This is a genomic window from Psychrobacter fozii, from assembly GCF_003217155.1.
GTDB classification, from domain to species: Bacteria; Pseudomonadota; Gammaproteobacteria; order Pseudomonadales; family Moraxellaceae; genus Psychrobacter; species Psychrobacter fozii.
On record NZ_QJSU01000002.1, the window covers coordinates 324881 to 346451 of the forward strand.

Sequence of the window (21571 nt, forward strand, 5' to 3'; positions counted from 1 at the left end):
GCGTAAGTTAATGCGACCCTATGTATTAAATTGATTATTTCAAGGATGAATTCCATGCTCAACTCTTTCAAGTCTCCATTATTATTGTCAGCGATACTAAGTGCCACGTTAGGCCTAGCTGCATGTTCAGAAAGTAGTGATACTACAGCCACTGATAGTACCGCAACAGATAGCGCAGCGACTGACACTGCTGATAATAAGCTAGATACCAAGTTCCTTACCATCGCTACTGGCGGTGCATCAGGCCCTTACAATATCATTGGTACGTCATTGTCTGAAGTCTATGTCAAAACCTTTGGTGTAAACTCAAAGACACAAACCACGGGCGCTTCAGTTGAGAACGTCAATCTATTGACCCAAGGCAAAGTCGACATGGTATTGGCACTCAGTGACGTGGTCACTGATGCAATCGAAGGTAAAAACAACTTTGAGAAGCCAATCACTAACATTCAACAGATTGCTGTTTTATACCCTAATGTCGTGCAAATCGTCACGTCAAAAAAATCTGGCATCAAAACTATTGAAGATTTAAGAGGCAAGCGTATCGCTGTCGGCGATCAAGGCTCTGGCACAGAGGTCAATGCTCGCACGTTATTGGAAGGGTTTGGTATCACGTATGACGATGTCACCGTTGATTATCTAGGCTTTGCAGAAGCAGCTGATGGTATGAAAGCAGGTAAAATTGAAGCAGCATTCTTTAGTAGTGGTTTGCCAAACTCATCTTTGATGGAGTTAGAGCAGGGTTTAGACTTACAGATTGTCAGCATCGACCAAGACAAGCTAAAAGAAATCATCGCGAGCAAGCCTTATTTCAAAACCTTTGAGATTCCTGCTGGCACGTATGGTAACGAAGCCGCTATCCCAACGGCAGCAATTATGAATGCGCTATTGGTTAGTTCTGATCTATCTGAAGCTGATGGTTATAAGTTAACCAAAACGTTATTTGATAATTTAGAGGGTCTAAAAACCGCTCACCAAGCAGCCAACGACATCAGCCTAGCAACCGCTCGTGAAGGTATGGTCGCTCCAATCCATCCTGGTGCTAAAAAGTACTATGACGAACAAGCAGCCAAATAATTCATTGTGGTTATCGACTGGCGCAGCATTTATTGCCGCGCTGGTTTTTTTTACGTTATGGATGGGGGTTATTCTCCAGCCTGTCGTTGAAGTGCGCGTCGCAGGGGTAGAGGATGCTGATGATACGGTTTGTTATTTCGTTGAGCCTGACTTTCAACTGCGATGGATACATTCTGTAGAAAAACAATGGTGGGAGGAGCAGTACCAACGTAAAAGCGATGGTTTGCTACTGACCACAACCTATTTTGAAGCTTTCGGTGCAGGTACCCCTTCCACCGAAATGCTTGCTCCTGTACAAAAACCTGGCTATCTGGGTTACCAAATCAATGAGAAGTTACCTAATCTCAATTGGGTGGTATCCAGATTGACCAAAGGTGAGATTGATTATGGCGACCATCGTGTTTTAATTCACCAGTTGGTGCCAGATTATTCTGAAGTAACGATCATGCCGAAAATGTATGGTTTCATTGATAGATTTAACAAGGACTTTTGTCATGACATCCCAAGTGACGGATCACGGTAGCGTAACTACCAAGCCAGACGCTCATGTTGATACCGACGCTGAAGCTGCGGCAATCAACAAAGCAGTATTGGAAAAATATGACCGAGAGTCAATCACGCGTCATATTACCCAAGGACCAGTGAAATATTTGATCGCTGGGGTTTGTATACTCTATTCACTGTTTCACCTTTATATTACCTTTAATCCGATGCCAGCGTTATTACAGCGTTCTGTACACGTAGGTGTTGGTTTTGCATTAATTTTCTTGATTTTCCCCGCCAGTAAAAAAAGCAGCCGCCAGCGCGTGGCATGGTATGACTGGATTTGGTTTGCGCTATCGTTATCTGGCATGGGCTATCTAATATATGAATATCAAGATATTGTGACCTCGCGTGGCGGTATGGCCAACCAAGTCGATGTGATATTTTCATTGATTACTGTGGTCTGTGTGCTAGAGGGTAGTCGCCGTATCACTGGTTGGATTTTACCGATCTTAGCAGGGATATTTTTGGCGTATCCATTTGTCAGTCATTTGGATTTTATGCCCGATAGATTATTGACTCGTCCTTATGATATGGGTGATATCTTTGGTCAATTGTTCCTAAAAACCGAAGGCTTATACTCTGTTGCGATTGGTGCATCGGTAACGTTCATTTTCCTATTCATTCTCTTTGGCGCGTTCTTAGCACGTTCGGGAATGGGGCAGCTGTTCAATGATTTGGCATTGGCCATCGCGGGTCACAAAAAAGGCGGCCCTGCAAAAGTAGCGGTCATCTCTAGTGGCTTTATGGGCAGTATCAACGGCTCTGCGTTATCGAACGTGGTCAGTACAGGTGCCTTTACCATTCCGTTGATGAAAAAGGTCGGCTATCACAAAGATTTTGCCGGTGCAGTTGAGGCAAGTGCCTCAGTTGGCGGGCAGATATTACCGCCAATTATGGGTGCGAGTGCATTCATCATGGCGGAGACAACAGGCTTACCTTATAGCACGATTGCGTTGGCCGCATTATTGCCCGCGATTTTGTATTATTTGGGTGTGATTGCACAGGTGCATTTCCGCGCTGGACGCCGTGATCTAAAAGGCATTGCGAAAGAAAACTTGCCAGCGGTAAAAGAAGTATTAAAAGCCCGTGGTCATATGCTACTACCGATTGTGTTTTTGGTTTTCTTATTAATCAAAAATGTCCCTGTCGGCTATGCAGCGGCTTATACCATTGGGTTCACTGTTGTGATCAGTATGTTACGTGCTGAGACTCGCATGGGGTTGTCTGATATTTTGGGTGCATTAGAAGATGGTGCGCGCCAGTCGCTAGCGGTAATGGCTGCTTGTGCGGTCGTCGGTATCATCATCGGGGTGGTTAGTTTGACCAGCTTTGGTACGGTGATGACCTCATCTATTGTCACATTAGGCGCAGGGTCATTATTCTTTACGCTCATTTTAACCATGCTAGCATCGATGGTTTTAGGCATGGGACTACCATCTATTCCTGCCTATATCATTACGGCGACGATGGCAGCACCTGCACTAGCTGGCTTTGATATTCCAATTTTATCAGCGCATATGTTTGTATTCTACTTTGGTATCTTTGCCAATATTACTCCACCTGTATGTCTCGCAGCCTTTGCGGGTGCAGGTATTTCGGGCGGTGATCCAATGAAGACAGGGTTCTTGTCATTGAAACTTGCACTTGCCGGATTTATCGTGCCGTTTATGTTTATCTACAACCCAACGATGCTAATGATCGATCCAACAGGTTTGGCCGTTACGGCGAAAGATTTTCCACTACCTCCTATTGTGGATATCATCACCGTGGTAGTAACGTCAATCACTGGTGTGATCGCCTTAAGCGCTGCGCTTGAAGGATATTTCAGAGGCGGAATGAATACACTCACCCGTGTCATTTTGGTTGTTGGCGCATTGTTGTTGATTTACCCTGAGATCATCACTGGTGTTGCAGGCGCTGTCATTGTCCTTGGTATTGCTGTGTTTAATATTAAGACGAGTGAAGCACCGACACCGACGTTAAGTGTCTAGCTTTTAGGGATTAATATTTAATCAAGTTACAAAAAAAGGGTGAATAACAAATTTGTTATTCACCCTTTTTAGTTTTTTAGCAACTATCTTAGTAGCTTTTCTTAGCGAATGCTTTCACATTCGCTGTATGTTTAGATTAGCAGCCAAGCTTGCCTTCTGCTGCCAATGCCTTTTTGCTACGGATTGGTGCAGGGCAGTCCTCACCATAATACTGACGATCTGCAAAGTAGCTTGAGCGTACCATTGGGCCTGCCCAGATATTAAAGAAGCCGATTTTTTTGCCGTAGTCCATATAGCGTTGGAACTCATCTGGATGGACATAGCGATCAACAGGCGCATGGTTTTTACTAGGTTGTAGATACTGACCAACCGTAATCATATCCACATTGTGTGCCTTTAGATCATCAAGCAGCGCATAAATCTCTTCTTCAGTCTCACCAAGACCAACCATAAAGCCACACTTGGTAGCGATATCTGGACGACGCTCTTTATACAGCTTGAGCAAGTCGAGTGAATGCTGATAATCAGAACCCGGACGGAATGCTTTATACAGACGCGGTACAGTTTCAATATTATGGTTAAACACGTCTGGCGGCGTTTCCGTTAGCAAATCCAACGCAATATCCATACGACCACGGAAATCAGGTACCAATATTTCAATTAAGCAGTTCGGGCTAAGCGCACGTGATTCGTTGAGTACTTCAACGAAATGCATGGCACCACCATCTTTTAGATCATCACGATCCACAGAAGTAATGACTGCATACTTGAGTTTAAGACCTTCAATCGTCTCAGCAGTATGGCGTGGTTCATCAGCATCTAGCTTATTTGGACGACCATGGCCGACATCACAGAACGGGCAGCGACGCGTACAGATATCACCCATAATCATAAAGGTCGCCGTACCATCAGCGAAGCACTGTGGCAGGTTAGGGCAGGCCGCTTCTTCACAGACCGTATAGAGCTTTTGCTCACGCAATGTGGCTTTGATACGGGCGACTTCAGCAGGCGATGACATCTTGACCCGAATCCAATCTGGCTTTTTCTTTGCCTCGACGGTCGGGATCACTTTAATTGGGATACGGGCAACTTTATCGTAGCCACGCAGCTTTTCGCCTTGAATGGCTTTTTTGGGTTTGGCCTTAGCAGCAGGTACATAGGTTTGTACGGCAGTTGTCATAATAAAATTATCTCTTAACCCTTTATCTTATAAGGGTTTATGGAATTATTAGAATGTGTTGTGAGTGAGGACATTATAACAGAAATTCAAGGGGTAGCTTTTAATCAATCTTGTTAAGATTACTACGACTTGTCTCTTTACCATAGTTTTAAATATCTATGTCAATATCCAACTCATTCAGGATTTCTATGGCAGCACGAAACGCTTCTTGGGTAGCGGGTGCGCCGCAGTAGGGTAAGCTGTGCATGAGCACTTCTCGAATCTCAGCGACACTAGCACCATTATTGATAGCGCCTCGAATATGTCCTTTTAGCTCATTTGGGCTTTTTTGGGCAATTAAAAAAGCGATAGTGATTAATGAGCGATATTTGCGCGGCAGTACTGAGTCATCTTGCCACGTACTACCCCACGCATGCTCAATGATCCAATCCTGTAATGGCTGAGTGAACCCAGTCGCGCTATCCAGTGAACGTTTGACATGTTGCTCACCCATTACCTCGGTGCGAACTTTTAGACCGTTGTCATAATTGGCATTGTTTTCTTTATCATTCATTTTATTATCCTCACTGGCGGTTTATATGTGCTAGCTAGCTAGCTATGTATGTATGTATGTATGTATGTATGTATGTATGTATGTATGTATGTATGTATGTATGTATGTATGCTAATGATATGTACTACCTTATTAAGCTGCTGTGCTAGAGTGCATTAAATGACTAAAGCACATTTGAAAAAAGGCATGTTTGAAAAATAATATCTTACAAAAGAGTATAGCAGTCACACAGTTTCTATTTAACTGAAAATCATAAAGCAGTATATGAGCGTAGCGCGCGACATATAAGTTATAAAAGACCGTTCAAGCGTATTGTTGACGGTACTATTTTTATAATAAATGTCCAATATGGCCTTATTCTAAGCCTTTTCCAAGCTGAGCCATTAACATTTAGAGCGTTTTGAGCTATGATTGCACAGATAATTATTCCATCTAGTACATGGACGCAGGCTGTCATACTGACTACCCAACGTAATGTGCTAAACACCAACTGACGAGGACGACTATTGTGTTAGAAGCTTATCGTAAACATGTCGAAGAACGTGCTGAGCTAGGAACGGTTCCGCTACCACTGAATGAAAAACAAGTAGCAGAGTTGGTTGAGCTATTAAAAACGCCACCTGCAGGCGAAGATGCATTCTTGATGAACTTGCTAGAAAACCGTATTCCTGCTGGTGTTGACCAAGCTGCTTACGTTAAAGCTGCATTTTTAGCTGCGATCCTTAAGGGTGAAACATCATCACCACTTATCAGCAAGCAAAAAGCAGTTGAAATCTTAGGCACTATGCAAGGTGGCTACAACGTTCAGCCATTGGTTGCTGCACTAGATGACGCGGAAGTAGCACAAGATGCAGCTGAAGCATTGAAAAAAACTTTGCTAGTATTTGACGCGTTCAATGACGTGACTGAAAAAGCAGAAGCTGGCAACACTATTGCAAAAGAAGTCGTTCAATCTTGGGCAGATGCTGAGTGGTTCTTGAACCGCGCTGCGGTACCAGAAAAAACAACTTATACAACGTTTAAAGTAACTGGCGAAACCAACACCGATGACTTGTCACCTGCGCAAGACGCATGGAGTCGTCCAGATATCCCATTGCATTCATTAGCCATGCACAAAAACTCTCGTGACGGCATCAATGCTGATGACGAAGGCGTTGTCGGCCCAATGAAGCAAATCGAAGAGCTCAAAAAAATAGGCCATCAATTGGCTTATGTTGGTGATGTCGTCGGTACTGGTTCTAGCCGTAAGTCTGCGACCAATTCAGTACTTTGGTTAATGGGTGATGATATCCCTAACGTGCCAAACAAACGTGGCGGCGGTCTGGTATTGGGTAACAATATCGCGCCTATCTTCTTCAACACGATGGAAGATTCTGGTGCATTGCCAATTGAGAAAGTGAATGTTGATAACCTAAACATGGGTGATGTGTTTGACATCTATCCGTACGAAGGCAAAATCACTAAGCATGACTCTGACGAAGTATTGTCAACGTTTGCGCTAAACTCGCCAACTTTGCTTGACGAAGTTCGTGCTGGTGGCCGTATTCCATTGATCGTTGGTCGTGGTTTGACCAATCGTGCTCGTGAATACATGGGTCTTGGTCATTCAGACATCTTTGCTAAACCAGAAGAGCCAGTAGACACTGGTAAAGGCTTTACCTTAGCGCAAAAAATGGTTGGTAAAGCTTGTGGTCTAGAAGGTGTACGTCCTGGTATGTACTGTGAGCCTAAAATGACGACAGTCGGTTCTCAGGATACTACTGGTCCGATGACTCGTGATGAGCTAAAAGATTTGGCTTGCCTAGGTTTCCAAGCGGATCTCGTGATGCAGTCATTCTGTCACACCGCAGCTTATCCAAAGCCAGTTGACGTTGAAACTCAGCACACACTACCTGACTTTATCATGAACCGTGGCGGCGTAAGCTTACGTCCAGGTGATGGTATCATTCATAGCTGGTTGAACCGTATGCTACTTCCAGATACCGTTGGTACTGGTGGTGACTCGCATACTCGTTTCCCAATGGGTATCTCGTTCCCAGCGGGTTCTGGTCTAGTGGCATTCGCAGCAGCAACTGGTGTTATGCCACTTGATATGCCTGAATCTGTCCGTGTACGCTTCGTTGGCGAACGTCAGCCTGGTATCACGCTACGTGACTTAGTACATGCGATTCCTTATCAAGCAATCAAAGAAGGTCTATTGACTGTCGATAAGAAAGGTAAAATCAACGAATTCAACGGCCGTATTCTTGAAATCGAAGGTCTAGAAGACTTGACTGCTGAGCAAGCATTTGAGCTATCTGATGCCTCAGCTGAGCGTAGTGCTGCTGGTTGTACTATCACTCTATCTGAAGCGTCAGTGACTGAGTACTTAAACTCAAACATCACGCTACTTAAGTGGATGATCTCAGAAGGCTATGGTGATGCACGTACTATCAGCCGTCGTGTTGAGCAGATGCAAGATTGGCTAGCTAACCCAAGCCTAATGCGTGCTGATGCTGATGCTGAGTACACGATCGATATGACGATCGATATGAGCACTATCAAAGAGCCTATCCTATGCTGCCCAAATGATCCAGATGATGCTAAAACGTTAGCTGACGTCGCTGGTGATACCATTGATGAAGTGTTCATTGGTTCATGTATGACCAACATTGGTCATTTCCGTGCCGCTGGTAAACTGCTAAAAGATGTACCAGCAGGAAGTCTAAAAACTCGTCTATGGATTGCGCCACCAACTAAAATGGATGCGCGTCAGTTGATGGAAGAGGGTTACTACAACATCTACGCTCAAGCCGGTGCTCGTACTGAGATGCCAGGTTGTTCATTATGTATGGGTAACCAAGCACGTATCGCACCGAAGTCTACCGCGGTATCTACCTCAACCCGTAACTTCCCGAACCGTCTAGGTCAAGGCGCTAACGTATACCTAGCTTCTGCAGAGCTTGCAGCAGTAGCAGCGGTACTTGGTAAATTGCCAACCAATGACGAATATCAGCAGTATGCTGGTATGCTAGACAGCATGGGCGAGGAAGTGTATCAATACATGAACTTCGACCGTATGGAAGAGTACACTGAAGAAGCGGATAAAATTAACGTCGCTCAGTTGACCTAATTTTTGATGCTGTAAATCTCTCAAATTAGAAGCTTTATACTTCAAATAAGAAAACCCCGTACCGTTATGGTGTGGGGTTTTTTTTATAAAAATTAAAAAGTGAGTAGTTATTTACAAATTTTTATTGAGTAATTATACTCAACGTTGTGGCTGTTTGAATGTACGACTCTTAAAATGAAAGACTTTTTAGGACAAATATTATGGAACATAACGTTAGGCTTGATAAAGCAACACCGTCACCATTACCAACTTCTTCGATGGCCAATAATCATAGCGCTGAAGCGAGCTATGGGATCATTAAACCAATCAATGGGGCCTACCAGCAAAATAATCCGTTTTAAAACAGGTGCTAATCGTTAATAAAATTGCTTATGCCTGTTTACAAATGTGCTCACTGATTTTTTAACCTATCTTCTGTATAATATAAGGGCAGGCGGAAACCGTGGCTCTGCACTATACTTATCTTTTACCTCTCGGGACGGACCGATACTTTGATAGGCACCTTGCTGTTTAAATACAGGTGCTTTGGAGTCTTGGTTGATTACTTTATCCCCACTCAAACGTCGCCTAACATATGTGACCGTCTTTGAAATCATTGCTATTATTTTATCTACTCTTCTATTGATGATGCTCAGTCATAGTGATGCATCAGAATCGTTGCCCGTCGCGATAATGATGTCGGTAGCAGCCGTCATTTGGAACTTTATCTACAACACCGCTTTTGAAGCGTGGGAACGTCGCAAACGTTTGGTACATCGGACGTTATGGATACGCAGTGCCCATGCTGTTGGTTTTGAAGGTGGGTTGGTGCTGATTTGTCTGCCACTGTATATGGTTTGGTACGATATTGGTCTGATTCAAGCCTTTAAAATGGAGGTGGCATTACTGCTATTCTTTTTGGCTTATACTTTTCTTTTTACAATGGCTTTTGACAAGATATTTGCGTTATCGTATCAGCATGAGTCCGCTGCTGCTTCTTAGGGCGCGTTGAGCATAGTAAAAGGCTGCCTATTGGCAGCCTTTTTAATGACAGTTTTCAGTTATTCAGTCATATAGATACCAAGATAGAATGAAAATCTAATACCCAAGGTATCAAGTCTTAGTGTGTCAGTTATTTACCTTGATAAACAGGTTTATGATTCGCTATACAGACGCTGACCCCTTCTATAAAGTCATCGGTTTTCACCATTATGGTTTGTTGTTCAACTTCCATATCTAATGCCTCGCTCAAACCAAAAAAGCGTGCACATTAAAGAATCAGTTGATGTATAACCAAGGCTATGGCACGGAATTCGAAGCTATAGGCAATATCACTAAATCTATTGAACTATATTACAACTAGACTATGACTCGGAAGGATTCAGTCTATAAGAGGCCGAGACAGGTGTGGTTTGACTTTTATAGCCAAACAGCTTTATTAACCAAACCTATCTGGACAGTAGTTTAATGGTTTTACTTAGACAACTGACTAAAATTATTAGTATAATCATTCTGATTTCTCAACAAAAAACCACTGTAGCCCACTATGACTTTAAAGCCTTTATTCGTATCTTTGTTTATCTTGCCTTTATTTACCCTATCTGCCTGTGCGAAAACGACTGCTACTTCTACTGATAGTAATGGCATTCCTCAAACTCGAGACAACCTCACTGATGCTGAGCAGCAACAGCTTGCTGACTTTTTAGTCACGCAAAAGACTAACATGCGCTTTATTAAAGGGGGTAGTTATGAGATGGGGGACTTTGGGTCTAAGCTAGACTGGACCGATGGTCTGCCATTGACTGGACAGTCTGATAATAAACCCATACATAAAGTGACGCTCGATAGCTTTAGCATAAATGCCTACAAGGCCACTTACGGCGACTTTGATATCTATAGTATGGCAACTGGCCAACAAAAGGAAGGAATGCAGGACGTAACTATTGGCGTACGCCAACCCAATGCTGCCGCGGGAATCAATTGGCAAACCGCACAGCACTACTGCCAGTGGCTGGGTCAACAGTTAGACGTAGCCACGGGCTTGCCAACCGAAGCGCAGTGGGAATATGCCGCGCGTAATCGCGGAAAATATGTCTTATTTCCAACCGATACGGGAAATATTGACCCTGGACGTAATATGTGGGCTTATGAAGAACAAAGGGAGTTTAGCGATAGATATAACACTTCTTTAGCGGTTCCTATGTTGGGACTCTATCCACCTAACCCTTTAGGGCTCTATGATTTAAACAATCAAAACTACGAATGGATGTTGGACTGGTACGATCCTGAGTATTACGCTAATAGTCCAGAACATAATCCACAAGGACCAGAGACAGGCACTGAGAAAGTATTGCGAGGTGTAGAAGCCAATGAAGGATCAGCTGGTAATGTACATGCAGGAGGTTCAGTTACTGTTAAAAGATTCCAAAAAGAACCTAATCCACCATTAATATCTGATGATCCTAATGTGAATCAAAATGCTTTCACATCTGCACGTTGTGTGATCAATTTAAGTAAACCTATATCATAAAGAGGAATTAATACTTGATAGATTAAGCATCATAAGTGTCATCATCACTTCTCTGGATTGGTGAGGTATCTGTATAATCATTAAAGATAGACTGATCATACTGATCTGGATTGGCAGCAGCGTAAAATCGATAGTCGTTAGAGCTGTTATAATTGATATAGATATCATATTTAGGACTGGTGTTTTTGACCACTTCTATGCCGTCAGGGTATCTAGGAGCTACTTTAGCTCTCATTTTTAGATATAAAGTAATATACTTACTATAATCTTTATCGCTCTCAAATGCGCCTATATTTCTTGAATTTATATAATCAAAGATCTCTTGCACGTTTTTATCTAAAAATTTTCCATAATTTAATAGTCGAATAATATCCCCTTCATTTTTTCCTAAGTCACCTTTCAGCCCATTTGGATGCATATGTTGTAGTACATTTTGCCATTCGCGCTTGATAAGAACTGTTTCAAAGATTTTTATAATTGCAGCTTTGCGATTTGGCAAATAATCTATATCGAAATCATTCCAGTTTGTAGTAGTATCTGGTTCGTCTATAACTTTGTCTGCTATACCATGACGTGTCAGTTGATAAAGCAATATACCTTTGGCTTCAGGGGTAGCCGTTTTTAACCAAGCATCGTCTGCGTTGTTCAGGATAAAACTGGCTAGTTTATTGCGTTCACGGGCTTTATCTAAGGAGCTATTAAAGTCTATAAAAACTGATGAAATGTTATTTAAGTTTTCAGAGATATCATTTTTACGCCCTAACATCAGCACAAAAAATTGACTCAATTGTATAAATGATTCCTTCATTATAAATGACAATACACGGAATTCAGCAGTAAGCAGTTGACGATATATCCAAGAAGAGAATTCAAGCATTAATTTTATATTAACATCGAATAACGCAGCTCCCTTTGCACCTATGCCAAAACATAAGGCGGCTTTGGCTTGTATTCTGAATCTTCCTTTTGCATAAGAAACTAAAAAACAGCCTTCAGCTCCTGCACCCAAACTCACAGCACCTGTTACAGACAACTTAGCAAGTGCCTTAAAAGTATTAGTATCGCTATTTAGCCATTCTAAACTTGCACTAGGCGTAATTCCTGTTTCCGCGCCAACGAAAGCGGTAACACCTATATTTAAGTCTTTGTTTACAGGGGCATCAGCGAAGTGCTTATTGTCAAGAATAGGATCGAATTTAGGCTTATTAATAGTTTTTACTGGTCCGTAGAGTTGACTTGCTGATAGAGCAGGATCTTTCTCAATAGCTTGAACTTCTTGTTTATTGCCATTAAAACTTACAGACACCGCACCTGAAATGCCTGCCCAAGAGAGATATTGCCAATACCTTCTTTATTTATAACATATCTACTCTGATCGGAACTTATAGAGTTATCTGATTTAGTCTCTACAAGTATGTTTTGTATTTCACTATCAGTTTTTTCATTAAAAGATGAGACAAAATCTTCTCTTTTTTTAAGATTATCAAGACGTAACCAACCTTTCTTTGAACCCTTTAAGTAATAAGTTTCTATCCAATTATCTTTAGTAGATAGTACCTCAATCTCATCACCCTCAATAAAATATGAAGAGGTCTTATTGTTAAGATTTGGTTGTTTATAGATAAAAGCTTTATCTGCACTAACTATATACGTTGAATAATTGGTGCTTGGCAGAGCGTCACATTTTAATCCAGTATCAAACGAATATGATGTGGTTTGACCTTTTGCATCTGTTAATTCTAAATTCCTAATGGCATTTTGAGACATTAACGTTGCCGTGTATCCTCGATCATTCTGATATATACGAGTGAATTCATGAGGACGATACTTACTTGTTTCTATCTCATTAGTACTTGTCAATTTGAAAGTGCTATAGCCATTTATTTTTAATTCCTTAAGGCTTTGAGGGTAGTAGATATTTATTGATTTGCTGTTATCTATTACACACGCTTGCGTAGTTGTATCTGAGACTTGAGAGTGGTTTGATGACTTTTTACTCTGAACATTGGTCGAAGACGATGCTATCTCTGGATTTGAGGAGTTAACAGGGCTTTCACAGCCTAAAGTTAAGAATAACGTAGATATAGCTATGATCAAGGTTTTATCAAGACTCATCATTTATTGATCCTTTTTTTAGCACAATCTACGGCATTCTCAATTGATAGGTAATAGCGATATAAATTCTAAAAACACTAAAGTAAAAAGGTAGCTTATTTGAAAACCTACTAAGGTAAGTCAGCTTTAGATTCTTCTAAATCTATAATTGCTGGAGATACTAATTTTTTTTCTGCAAATGAATTGGTTGTACATTCCTTTGTGTTAGTACTACCGTTAGGACTTACAATATCGATGAAAGCTCTAACACCATAGGCTTCCTCGGGAACACCTATAATGTAGCGGTATCCATTATTTTTAAAGTGAAAATAGGTTGTGTAGGCTGAATAAACAAGTGTTCTTTTCAAAGGCTCCCTGCTAGTAAAATGTTTATATAGCTCCACTTTATCTTTTTTACCAAATCGATAAACTGCACTTTGAGAGTCAGTAGAGCCACATATAGATACAATTCTGGTTTGTGGTTCATTTATTTCGCATGATACAACGGGTATTTCACCAGCTATACATAATGAGCCTAAACTCTTTTCTTCTGCATAGATATCTGTAAACGAAAGTGATTTAGGCTCTTCCTTTATGTACTCTCCATTAATTAGATAAGTATTAGTGCTACAATTTTTACCTGTATTATCTGTAACTTTAATGACGTTAGCATCGCTTTTGGTGTTTACAGTTATTGATTCAATATCCCCACAATCCCATTCAGCTACTTCAAACGTATAAGTGTGTAAAAATCCACTATCATCAAACAAAATAGCGTTGTACGACAGGTATTCTTCTGTTGTCGTAGGTAGTATCAAAAATTGCCCATCAGCATCATTAGCGAAAACACTAATTCGCTTTAATGCGCTTTGCAAGTCTTCACCATACGTATAATTAAAGAGCCCATAAGTATAATTAAAAGGCCCATCAAGCCCTTTGCTGACAACACTACCATCCATCATTAAAGTTATATCAGACTGATCACCACCAAATAATTTGATAGAGATGGCAGTATTATCATGCTTAATGTCAACTTTGTCCTGACTCTCATCATAGGTTATTAATGAATTTATTTTATTAAAGATAAGCGGGTTACTGTTATCTTCTAAGAGAGTGTTATTTTCAATATTTGTTGTGACTGTATTGTCATTTTGAGTATCCGTTTTATTGGTAGCATCATTGTTGGTATCAGTATCACCATAGTTATTGGTGCATGATGCTAATAAAAAAATTGAAAAGAAAGTGGCTATGATTCTCACTATAGATGCCTTATCTTTAAGATACGTTATGTATGCCTGATTTTTGTATTTTGTTATGGATATCTCAAAATGTACATAAGGTGCACACGTTCCTTTACTTGGTATCATGACAATAGGTAAAATGGGGTGTAATGGAAATAATTCATACTAAAAAAGCACTTCTCAATAGTAAGAAGTGCTTTTTTGCATTCAACAATCATTCAATAGCATCATTAAGTAGTAAGGTATTATTTATCAGAATCAAACCACTTCAATATTCCGACATTAGTTTCTTGGATGAAAAATTGAGTAATAGTAAGGTATTGTTTTATGTAGCCGTCAGTTAGATAAGCGCGGATTTTATTGGCTTCGTCTTCAATGACCAGTGCCACTGCTGTTGACAACTGATTTGAGCTAAAGAAATCTTTAAACTCTTGATATATGACAAGATCATCATCTGGCTGTTCTGCTTTGCCTTGTTTTTGCTCGGTGAATTTGACAGTGAGGCTATAAAATATGCCTGATTTCTTATACTCTAAGCGCAGCCATGCTGGTACATACTCTTGCGGGATACCCCCGTTTTTTTGTATCTCTTCTTTAGTGTAGAATTGCGAATTACCATTTATCGACCATATTTTGCAGGCTTCCATCTCTATCTGAGTCGTTAGATACCAATTGAGCTTGTCTGAATAATTCTTCCAGCGTGTCAGCGGAAATGTGTCCTCTTTGACCATGGCTTTGATATTGTCAGGTAGCTTTTTATAAGAGTCATCCATAAACTCAGCCTCAGGATACGTCTCTGGTGCAAAGTGATGGGTAAGCGCGAAGAAATTCCATGACATTTGTATTTCTCGCGCTTGAAAATTAGCGATTTCAGTCACACTTATACCTCCTAGACGCAGGCTAATATAGCCACCAGGAGCTAGTGCGAAATCAATCGTCGTATATTGGGCTTTTTTTGATCGATCATAAAGCTCAACCTCAAAGCGCTTTGCAAACTCAGCAAGCATTAGATCTCTAGGTAGTGTGATTCTGGCTTGATAGTACTTTTTTTCAGTGGTGGAGAGCCAAGTGAGCTGTACACCTAAGGGAAGCTTCACTAGAGCAGGTGGTGAACCGCCTGATGCCAATACGCCTGTACTACGCCAACCACCACCAATATCTGCCGAAAATCCTAGACCCTGTCCGGCCTCTTCGGTGTAATACCAAAAACACTCCCCCGAAATAAGCCACACACGGAAGTGACGAGGCGCGAAGATATGGGTAGACCATTTAACAGGGATTTCTTTGTCAAACACGGGGCTATCCTCTAAAGTGTTGGTTGGTAAATATGCCGACTATGATAGTGCTAATACTCTTCATAATGTTGAACCTGTTGATTAACCTTCAATGACGTAGCGGAAAAATATATTTTTATTATTGTTCGTAGGCATATAGCTACAGGAACTAACTGAAAAGCAAATAGGTAAGTTTGAATTGTTGCATATTTTAACTGCTTTTTTATTCCCACATAATAGGGTTTACACTGCCATTGACACAAGTAAAGGAAACATAAGAGTAACCATCAGGAAATCCATTGTCTCTTCTAAATTGCATAATACCACCCTGCTGATTAGCAATAATCTTGCCTTGACAGTCCGCGACTTTATCTAGTAAATATGCCTTTCCATCCTTGCACATATAGTTAGTTGTTCCTCTAGGTAGGTTGTTATCCTGCCAAAATCTATCAGCTGCTGATGGTTTATCACTTGTGCTTAAGCGAAACCCCTGACAGTCTCCCACTGTTCCCTGATCATTTGATAGATAGTCTGTTCTATCTCCTGATAAATAGTCACTATTCCAGTTTTGAAGATTACCGCAGGCAGTGAGAGAGAGTAGGCAAACACCTGATATAATAATATTGATGATTTTCATAATGTTACTCCTGTTGATTAACCTTGAATGACGTAGCGGAAAAATATATTTTCCCTATTGTCTATATTGGGGACACTCACATATACAGGGCCGCTGATGCTACTACTAACATGTAGATAGCGATTTTTAATAGTCAAGTCGCTAAAGTGCAATCGATGGGGGTTACCATCGGCTTTGTGCATGTTTTTATCCACATAGTCTTTTTTACCATCTAATGCTAGCGCTTGCGATTTTAACTCTTTAAAGGCAGAGGATAGCCCTGCTGGCACGGCATACATCTTTAGCGTATCAGGGAGATAAAAGTCGGCACAGTATTTTTTGATAAAGGTGAGCATCAGATGCGTAGGTATCTTTGGGTAGTCTGGAGAGACTTGTTTTCTGTTGGTGATGAGTTGATTCTTATCGCCCGTACAGCGGATAAATAGCTCTGCTTCTTTTCCTGTCGCTTTCTCTGGTTCTGCCACTGGTATTAGCCCAGCAGCTTCATGCTCTACTTGTTTTCTTTTGACTTTACAGGTGTCAATCTCACAGGTTTTCCCTAGGCACTGATATTCTGCCTTTCCTGTGTTGTCCGCCCAGCCCTCTGCTTTTAGCGATTGTAATATAATATCGAAGTCCGCGTACTTTTGTGCGCTAAAGGACTGACTCTGATATTCAAAGACTTTTGGAGTAAAGACTTTCCAAAAGCTACTCATCTCGATGTCTCTGTTAGGATCAGGCTCAATGTCTCTATAACGAGCAGGTTCTCTTCTTCTTTCTCTAGGGGAGCCAAACTGAGGCAGTTTATGACGGTCTCTACTGAGGACAACTTGCTCTGCGTCATCACGACCTTTGATATACCAGCTATTTACTTTATTAACTTCGCCCAAAGTACTTAAGCCATCGCCGATGTCAGTATGACAACCAGGTATGATAAATTCCAGTCCGACATCAGCTCGTACGGACTGCCCGATACTGGTTAGGTTGAATTTCTGACGGTACTCGTCACCAGCGACGATATGTACGACTTTAGTTCCATCTATTTCTTTAAAATCCAGCTCTTGGCCGTCATCTTCCACGTCGTTATCATGGTTGGTGCCGATAGAAGACACCGTATCAAATAAACCCACAAAGTCAAAGACTACATCATATTTTGTTAGATCGACGAACTCCTTAACTTTTGGAGTGCTTCTCTCTGTAAAGATACGTTTACAGAACATACGAGCAGTTGCCGAACCACGGCTAAAGCCATAGACATTGAATACCAGCTGTTTGGGATTATTGCCCTTACCAACATAAGACGCTAAAGCCGTCTTTACATGTTCTAACATATTCTCAAGCTTGGTCTTAGCACCAGTATCTCCCATTCCTAACCCTGAACCTATGCCGTCATCAGCATGATATTCCCATCCTGGTACGGGAGCTGATGCATCGTTTGATTCTGTTCTGGTTTCGATACCTGAGCCGTCGGTATATAGGTTGATAACGTGTGGTCTATCGCTATCGGCCGCTCTATGTAACTGATCCACTACGCTTGGCGCTCGGGCAAAGCTAAGTGAAGAGCCAACTGGCCAAGGTTGCGGGTTATACTTTGCATCCATTCTATCTTTTAGATTTTTTACCTGCTTTGGCGCAATTTCGTTGTATAGATCTGAGTTTTCTTTACTATTCCATGTACCATCAAAGAAAATATTAAATGTCAGGTTGGCGATAGCAAGATCTACAGATGAGTTCTCTTCTGGATTGGTTAGATCGTTTTCACCGTTGATTGGTTCCTCTTTTTTTGTGTTGTCGCTACTCATTATTCATCATCCTCACTACTATTACTATCACGCCTATCTGGATATACCTTTAGCTTGGTCTTGCTAGCACCACTAAAGATACGAGCCGTCTGACCTTTTTCGTCTGTGCGACCATAGAATATCTTACCAAGATCATCAACGATCTTATATCGGAAGCCTTGAACAGGATCGCCATTTTGATCACGAATGACAAACATCTCATCGTGAGGATCTTGATAATCAAGTATGCCGTGTTTTGCGAAAGCCCCCGCAACCATCTCTTTCTTCACCGCCTGAATCTTAACCGTCCCCGGACACACCAGCTTAATACCACTGTCATCGATCGTAATCGACGCTCCGCCTGACGTTTGCAGCTTAATCCGCTTCGGACTCGACACATTGACCTGTCCTGACTCAGTGCCGATTGTCATTGATTGTTGACTGTGCAATTGCAACTCACCGCCCTGTGCCTGTATCGCCACAGGTTTGGTATTGGCACTGATATGTAGTCCTGATAGACCCGCTTGACCACCGACGCCTGAGAGTGAATCAATCGTATTTGCTGCCAGCGCATAATTGCCTGCCACCATATCTGATTGCGTGCTGCCTGATTGCCTAACGATTGTTTTCGCTGTCCACAGCGTATTGCTGCTTGATGCGAGGATACTATCTTTGCTTACTAGCAGTACATCCGCTGCGCCAAGTACTTCCGTATTCAGTGTCTCATCAATGATTTGTGCTGTACTCTTAAACCCTTCTATTGACGCTCGGGCATTACTGAGCGCCTCGGTCGATTGCAGATGTGCCTGCTTGGCCTCCGCTAACGTTTCGCTTAGCTCAGCGCCCAACTTAAGCTGCTGCTGTCCTGCATCATTGACCCACGCAGACTCATGTTCTGACTGGCTGTGTCTGATATCAAAGGTAGACAGCAGTACACCCGTATCACCAGTGATTTGTAATCCATGATCGGTAGCGACATTGATGCCTTGACCACTGTCATTTGATTGATGATTGCTAAAGCGATGACGTAGTGTGCCCAATGCGACGATATGCTCATCAGGAGCAAAGGTGGCGTTAGAAGTAATGGTTGGCGTCTCAGCATTGGCGCGCGTGCCAGTATTTACCGTCCACTGTAGACCGACCTTGTTTGGCGTGTCATCAAAGCTCATCGACACTTCAGAGTCAGCCGTCAGCCCATATTGCGCAATACCAGAGATCCAGCCGCTATGAGTATCATCATCACTGATTTGCGAGTGACCCAAGCCACCGCCATGCCATCTAGGAGAAGCACCGCCTTTGAGGTTATGTCGATTAGATAAACCTGCATCCTGAGTGGTGATATCTTTCTCGTCCACATCACCCATACCGATACCGTCAAAGAGCGCACGGCTAATCACCGGACTGTCAATATCACCATACCAGTGATTAAGCAGTACCGACTGTCCGATGCGCGGGGCGAACTGCCAGCCGTGAGTAGCGCCTGAGGAGAGTTGCAAGGAGCGTAGCGGTGGCGTCGTGCCATCATCATGAGGACTGATACCTGACCAAACGGGTGTGGTAATGGTTTGCTGTAGACTGTCATCAGTAATACTAGAGGCGTAACTAGGAGAAGATGAGCTACTCGTGTCTCCTGTACGCGCTTGGGTCAGGCCGTGATAGGTACTACTGGCAAAGGACAAGGCGCTGGGATAAGGACAATAGGGGGTGCTGGCATCAAGTAGCGTAGCTGATACCCAAACCCCAGTATCACGAGCGATATTAAAGCCATGATCGGGCATTGATAATAGGTTCGAGCTTGTGGTACGGCGTTGTATGAGATGTACAGTTTTCTGTAACCATTGTTTGATAAAGGCCTGATAATGATAAGACACGCTATCGTTGTCAGGTTCAATACCGATTAATGTCACTGCGATACAATGCGTCGATAAGCTGCCAATGGAGGGTAGGTTGTTGATACTTACTGGACTACCGACACTTAGACCACGCATGGCGCCAGTCGCTTGATACGTCTCACGCTGACAGCGATTGGCCGCGATCCATTGCTCAGCAATCGCAGTCGCCGCGTCATCGCTATAGACACGTGATGGTGCGGCAATCAGAATCGTCGTGTCATCTATCGCAAGCAGTGACTCATCTACTGCTTGACCTTCATAGATGGTATCAGCGGCGAGGCCATCTGCTCGTACCATGACACTATGACTACCTAGCTGCTGCGTAGTCATCTGTAATGCATTCACGCTGTCTTGACCTGACTGTACTGATGATTGGGCATAGCTATAGGTTAGAGGCAGTCGCTCATTTTCATCGAAACCACTGACCAACCACCACGTCCCCAAATCATCTACCGAATCCCCTGATACCCACAAAGTAGAGACACCAATATCAGCTAGCAAACCCATGACAAACTCATAGTCACTGACATCCGACTGCGTGCGTATAGGTAAGGGTAGAGATAAGCGCTCTGAGTAGGCACTGTCTGATGACAAAAGAGACTCAGAAATTTGCCACTTTATATCATAGTCACCGAGAATAGCGGTCAGGATATCGAGGGTGGATTGATTGATAAAACTGCGAGTATGTATCGACTGCGTCAATTGCCAATCAGGGCTCACGACCTCTAACGCATAAAAATGCATCGCACCATCAGACTGCTGATAACTGATACCTCGTATGAGGCCAGTACGGCAAGTAGGCGTGCGATTAGAGGATAGCGTGGTCAAGCAGATAGGCGTACCGACCAACGATAAACAAGCGTCCGAGTCCAAAAAATCGTAACTGAACACTAGTATGTCAATGATATCGGTTTTATTGACACCGCTAGCCCCAAAAAATGCAATAGGATAGAAAGCATTGGTTGTGAAGCTGTCGGCATGAACGGTAATTGTATGTAGGCGACTGGTATTAGAAGGCATGAGAGGGGTACCGTTACTACTGGCTTTATACCAAGGAAATGGCCCGAATTGGATTGTTGCTGAATTATTTGTCAATAAAAGTATAGAGTTTATTGAAATATTGTCAAGTGTATGTATAATCAATCTCACCTAATTCTTCTACTTGATAGACTTTAGTTAGATTTTTACGTCAATATACTTCCTTTTATACTTAAGTGATGATACCGCACCTATGAATCATATTTATCGTACCAACCTAAAAACGATGGGTTTGCTATCTATAGTACTGAGCGCTTCGATGGTAATAACTGGTTGTAACACGACTGCTAAAGAAGAAAAAAGTGCCACTGTCAAGGCATTGAGTCAGCCATCACTTGTCTATTTGGCAGATGCCAATCCAGGTGATTTTGAAGCATGGATGACTGTCGCTAAAAGCAACTATGACTCAAAAAATTATGCGCGGGCACTAAGAGCGGCTAACGAAGCCCTTAAGTTTGATAAGCAAGCAGTTGGGGCGCGTCAAATAGCCATGCTCTCATCTATCAAATTAACAGAGAATAATATCAGTGCTTATCACAACGATTCATTAATGGATAGTAGTGATAAAGCCATGCTTAAAAACAAGCTAACCAATATCACAACCTTGATACAAAACTCTAATTAGAGCTTCTAATTAAAGCCTCTGGTTTGATTAAAAAGCTTTAGA

The 21571-nt window shown here is 42.2% G+C and carries 17 protein-coding genes; 8 read left to right on the plus strand and 9 right to left on the minus strand.

The features are described from left to right. The first annotated feature begins 54 nt into the window (after window positions 1-54). From DFP82_RS04125 to DFP82_RS04135, 3 genes are read left to right on the plus strand one after another with little or no spacing between them, the layout of a single operon-like run. On the plus strand, window positions 55-1077 hold the full coding sequence (locus DFP82_RS04125; protein ID WP_110922472.1) for a TAXI family TRAP transporter solute-binding subunit: 1023 nt from the start codon (window positions 55-57) through the stop codon (window positions 1075-1077). After that, entirely contained in the window at window positions 1055-1600 is a 546-nt protein-coding gene (locus DFP82_RS04130) for a DUF1850 domain-containing protein (protein ID WP_110922473.1), read from the plus strand. Before DFP82_RS04125 ends, DFP82_RS04130 begins: the two co-directional genes overlap by 23 nt. Beyond that, on the plus strand, window positions 1572-3614 hold the full coding sequence (locus DFP82_RS04135) for a TRAP transporter permease (RefSeq protein ID WP_220034713.1): 2043 nt from the start codon (window positions 1572-1574) through the stop codon (window positions 3612-3614). Before DFP82_RS04130 ends, DFP82_RS04135 begins: the two co-directional genes overlap by 29 nt. A gap of 136 nt (window positions 3615-3750) precedes the next feature. On the opposite strand, the gene lipA is transcribed toward DFP82_RS04135, so the two are convergent. Together lipA and DFP82_RS04145 are read right to left on the minus strand one after the other, a co-directional pair. Then, on the minus strand, window positions 3751-4794 hold the full coding sequence (gene lipA, locus DFP82_RS04140) for a lipoyl synthase (RefSeq protein ID WP_110922474.1): 1044 nt from the start codon (window positions 4792-4794) through the stop codon (window positions 3751-3753). 148 nt (window positions 4795-4942) lie between these two features. Beyond that, window positions 4943-5347, minus strand: coding sequence for a carboxymuconolactone decarboxylase family protein (locus DFP82_RS04145; protein WP_110922475.1), 405 nt, complete (start codon window positions 5345-5347; stop codon window positions 4943-4945). A gap of 508 nt (window positions 5348-5855) precedes the next feature. On the opposite strand from DFP82_RS04145, the gene acnB reads away from it, so the two are divergent. The 4 genes from acnB (at window position 5856) to DFP82_RS04160 (ending at window position 10968) form a co-directional block, all read left to right on the plus strand. Beyond that, window positions 5856-8459, plus strand: coding sequence for a bifunctional aconitate hydratase 2/2-methylisocitrate dehydratase (gene acnB / locus DFP82_RS04150; RefSeq protein ID WP_110922476.1), 2604 nt, complete (start codon window positions 5856-5858; stop codon window positions 8457-8459). Window positions 8460-8659: 200 nt separating this feature from the next. Beyond that, the gene (locus DFP82_RS14675) at window positions 8660-8800 is read left to right on the plus strand and encodes a hypothetical protein (RefSeq protein ID WP_181416235.1); all 141 of its coding nucleotides are present in this window, start codon (window positions 8660-8662) and stop codon (window positions 8798-8800) included. Between the two features lie 196 nt (window positions 8801-8996). Next, window positions 8997-9440 (plus strand): PACE efflux transporter, encoded by a 444-nt coding sequence (locus tag DFP82_RS04155; protein WP_181416236.1) that lies wholly within the window; start codon window positions 8997-8999, stop codon window positions 9438-9440. Window positions 9441-9984: 544 nt separating this feature from the next. Then, the gene (locus tag DFP82_RS04160) at window positions 9985-10968 is read left to right on the plus strand and encodes a formylglycine-generating enzyme family protein (RefSeq protein ID WP_110922477.1); all 984 of its coding nucleotides are present in this window, start codon (window positions 9985-9987) and stop codon (window positions 10966-10968) included. A 22-nt stretch (window positions 10969-10990) separates the two neighbouring features. Here the strand turns inward: DFP82_RS04160 and DFP82_RS04165 are convergent, their stop codons facing one another. The 7 genes from DFP82_RS04165 to DFP82_RS04195 all read right to left on the minus strand — a co-directional run bounded on the left by DFP82_RS04165 (window position 10991) and on the right by DFP82_RS04195 (window position 20886). Further along, window positions 10991-12274, minus strand: a complete 1284-nt coding sequence (locus tag DFP82_RS04165; protein WP_110922478.1) for a hypothetical protein — start codon at window positions 12272-12274, stop codon at window positions 10991-10993. Then, complete coding sequence (locus DFP82_RS04170; RefSeq protein ID WP_110922479.1) at window positions 12265-13086, minus strand: SH3 domain-containing protein; 822 nt, start codon at window positions 13084-13086, stop codon at window positions 12265-12267. The genes DFP82_RS04165 and DFP82_RS04170 overlap by 10 nt, the downstream gene beginning before the upstream one ends. A gap of 107 nt (window positions 13087-13193) precedes the next feature. Next, complete coding sequence (locus DFP82_RS04175; RefSeq protein ID WP_146221323.1) at window positions 13194-14321, minus strand: hypothetical protein; 1128 nt, start codon at window positions 14319-14321, stop codon at window positions 13194-13196. A 227-nt stretch (window positions 14322-14548) separates the two neighbouring features. Next, window positions 14549-15598, minus strand: coding sequence for a DUF2931 family protein (locus DFP82_RS04180; RefSeq protein ID WP_110922481.1), 1050 nt, complete (start codon window positions 15596-15598; stop codon window positions 14549-14551). 202 nt (window positions 15599-15800) lie between these two features. Beyond that, entirely contained in the window at window positions 15801-16214 is a 414-nt protein-coding gene (locus DFP82_RS04185) for a hypothetical protein (RefSeq protein ID WP_110922482.1), read from the minus strand. Window positions 16215-16231: 17 nt separating this feature from the next. Next, on the minus strand, window positions 16232-17995 hold the full coding sequence (locus DFP82_RS04190) for a phospholipase effector Tle1 domain-containing protein (RefSeq protein WP_110922483.1): 1764 nt from the start codon (window positions 17993-17995) through the stop codon (window positions 16232-16234). Further along, window positions 17995-20886 (minus strand): DUF2345 domain-containing protein, encoded by a 2892-nt coding sequence (locus DFP82_RS04195; RefSeq protein WP_110922484.1) that lies wholly within the window; start codon window positions 20884-20886, stop codon window positions 17995-17997. The genes DFP82_RS04190 and DFP82_RS04195 overlap by 1 nt, the downstream gene beginning before the upstream one ends. 211 nt (window positions 20887-21097) lie before the next feature. Between DFP82_RS04195 and DFP82_RS04200 the strand changes: the two genes are divergently transcribed. Beyond that, window positions 21098-21529 (plus strand): hypothetical protein, encoded by a 432-nt coding sequence (locus DFP82_RS04200; RefSeq protein WP_110922485.1) that lies wholly within the window; start codon window positions 21098-21100, stop codon window positions 21527-21529. The last annotated feature ends 42 nt before the right edge of the window (window positions 21530-21571 follow it).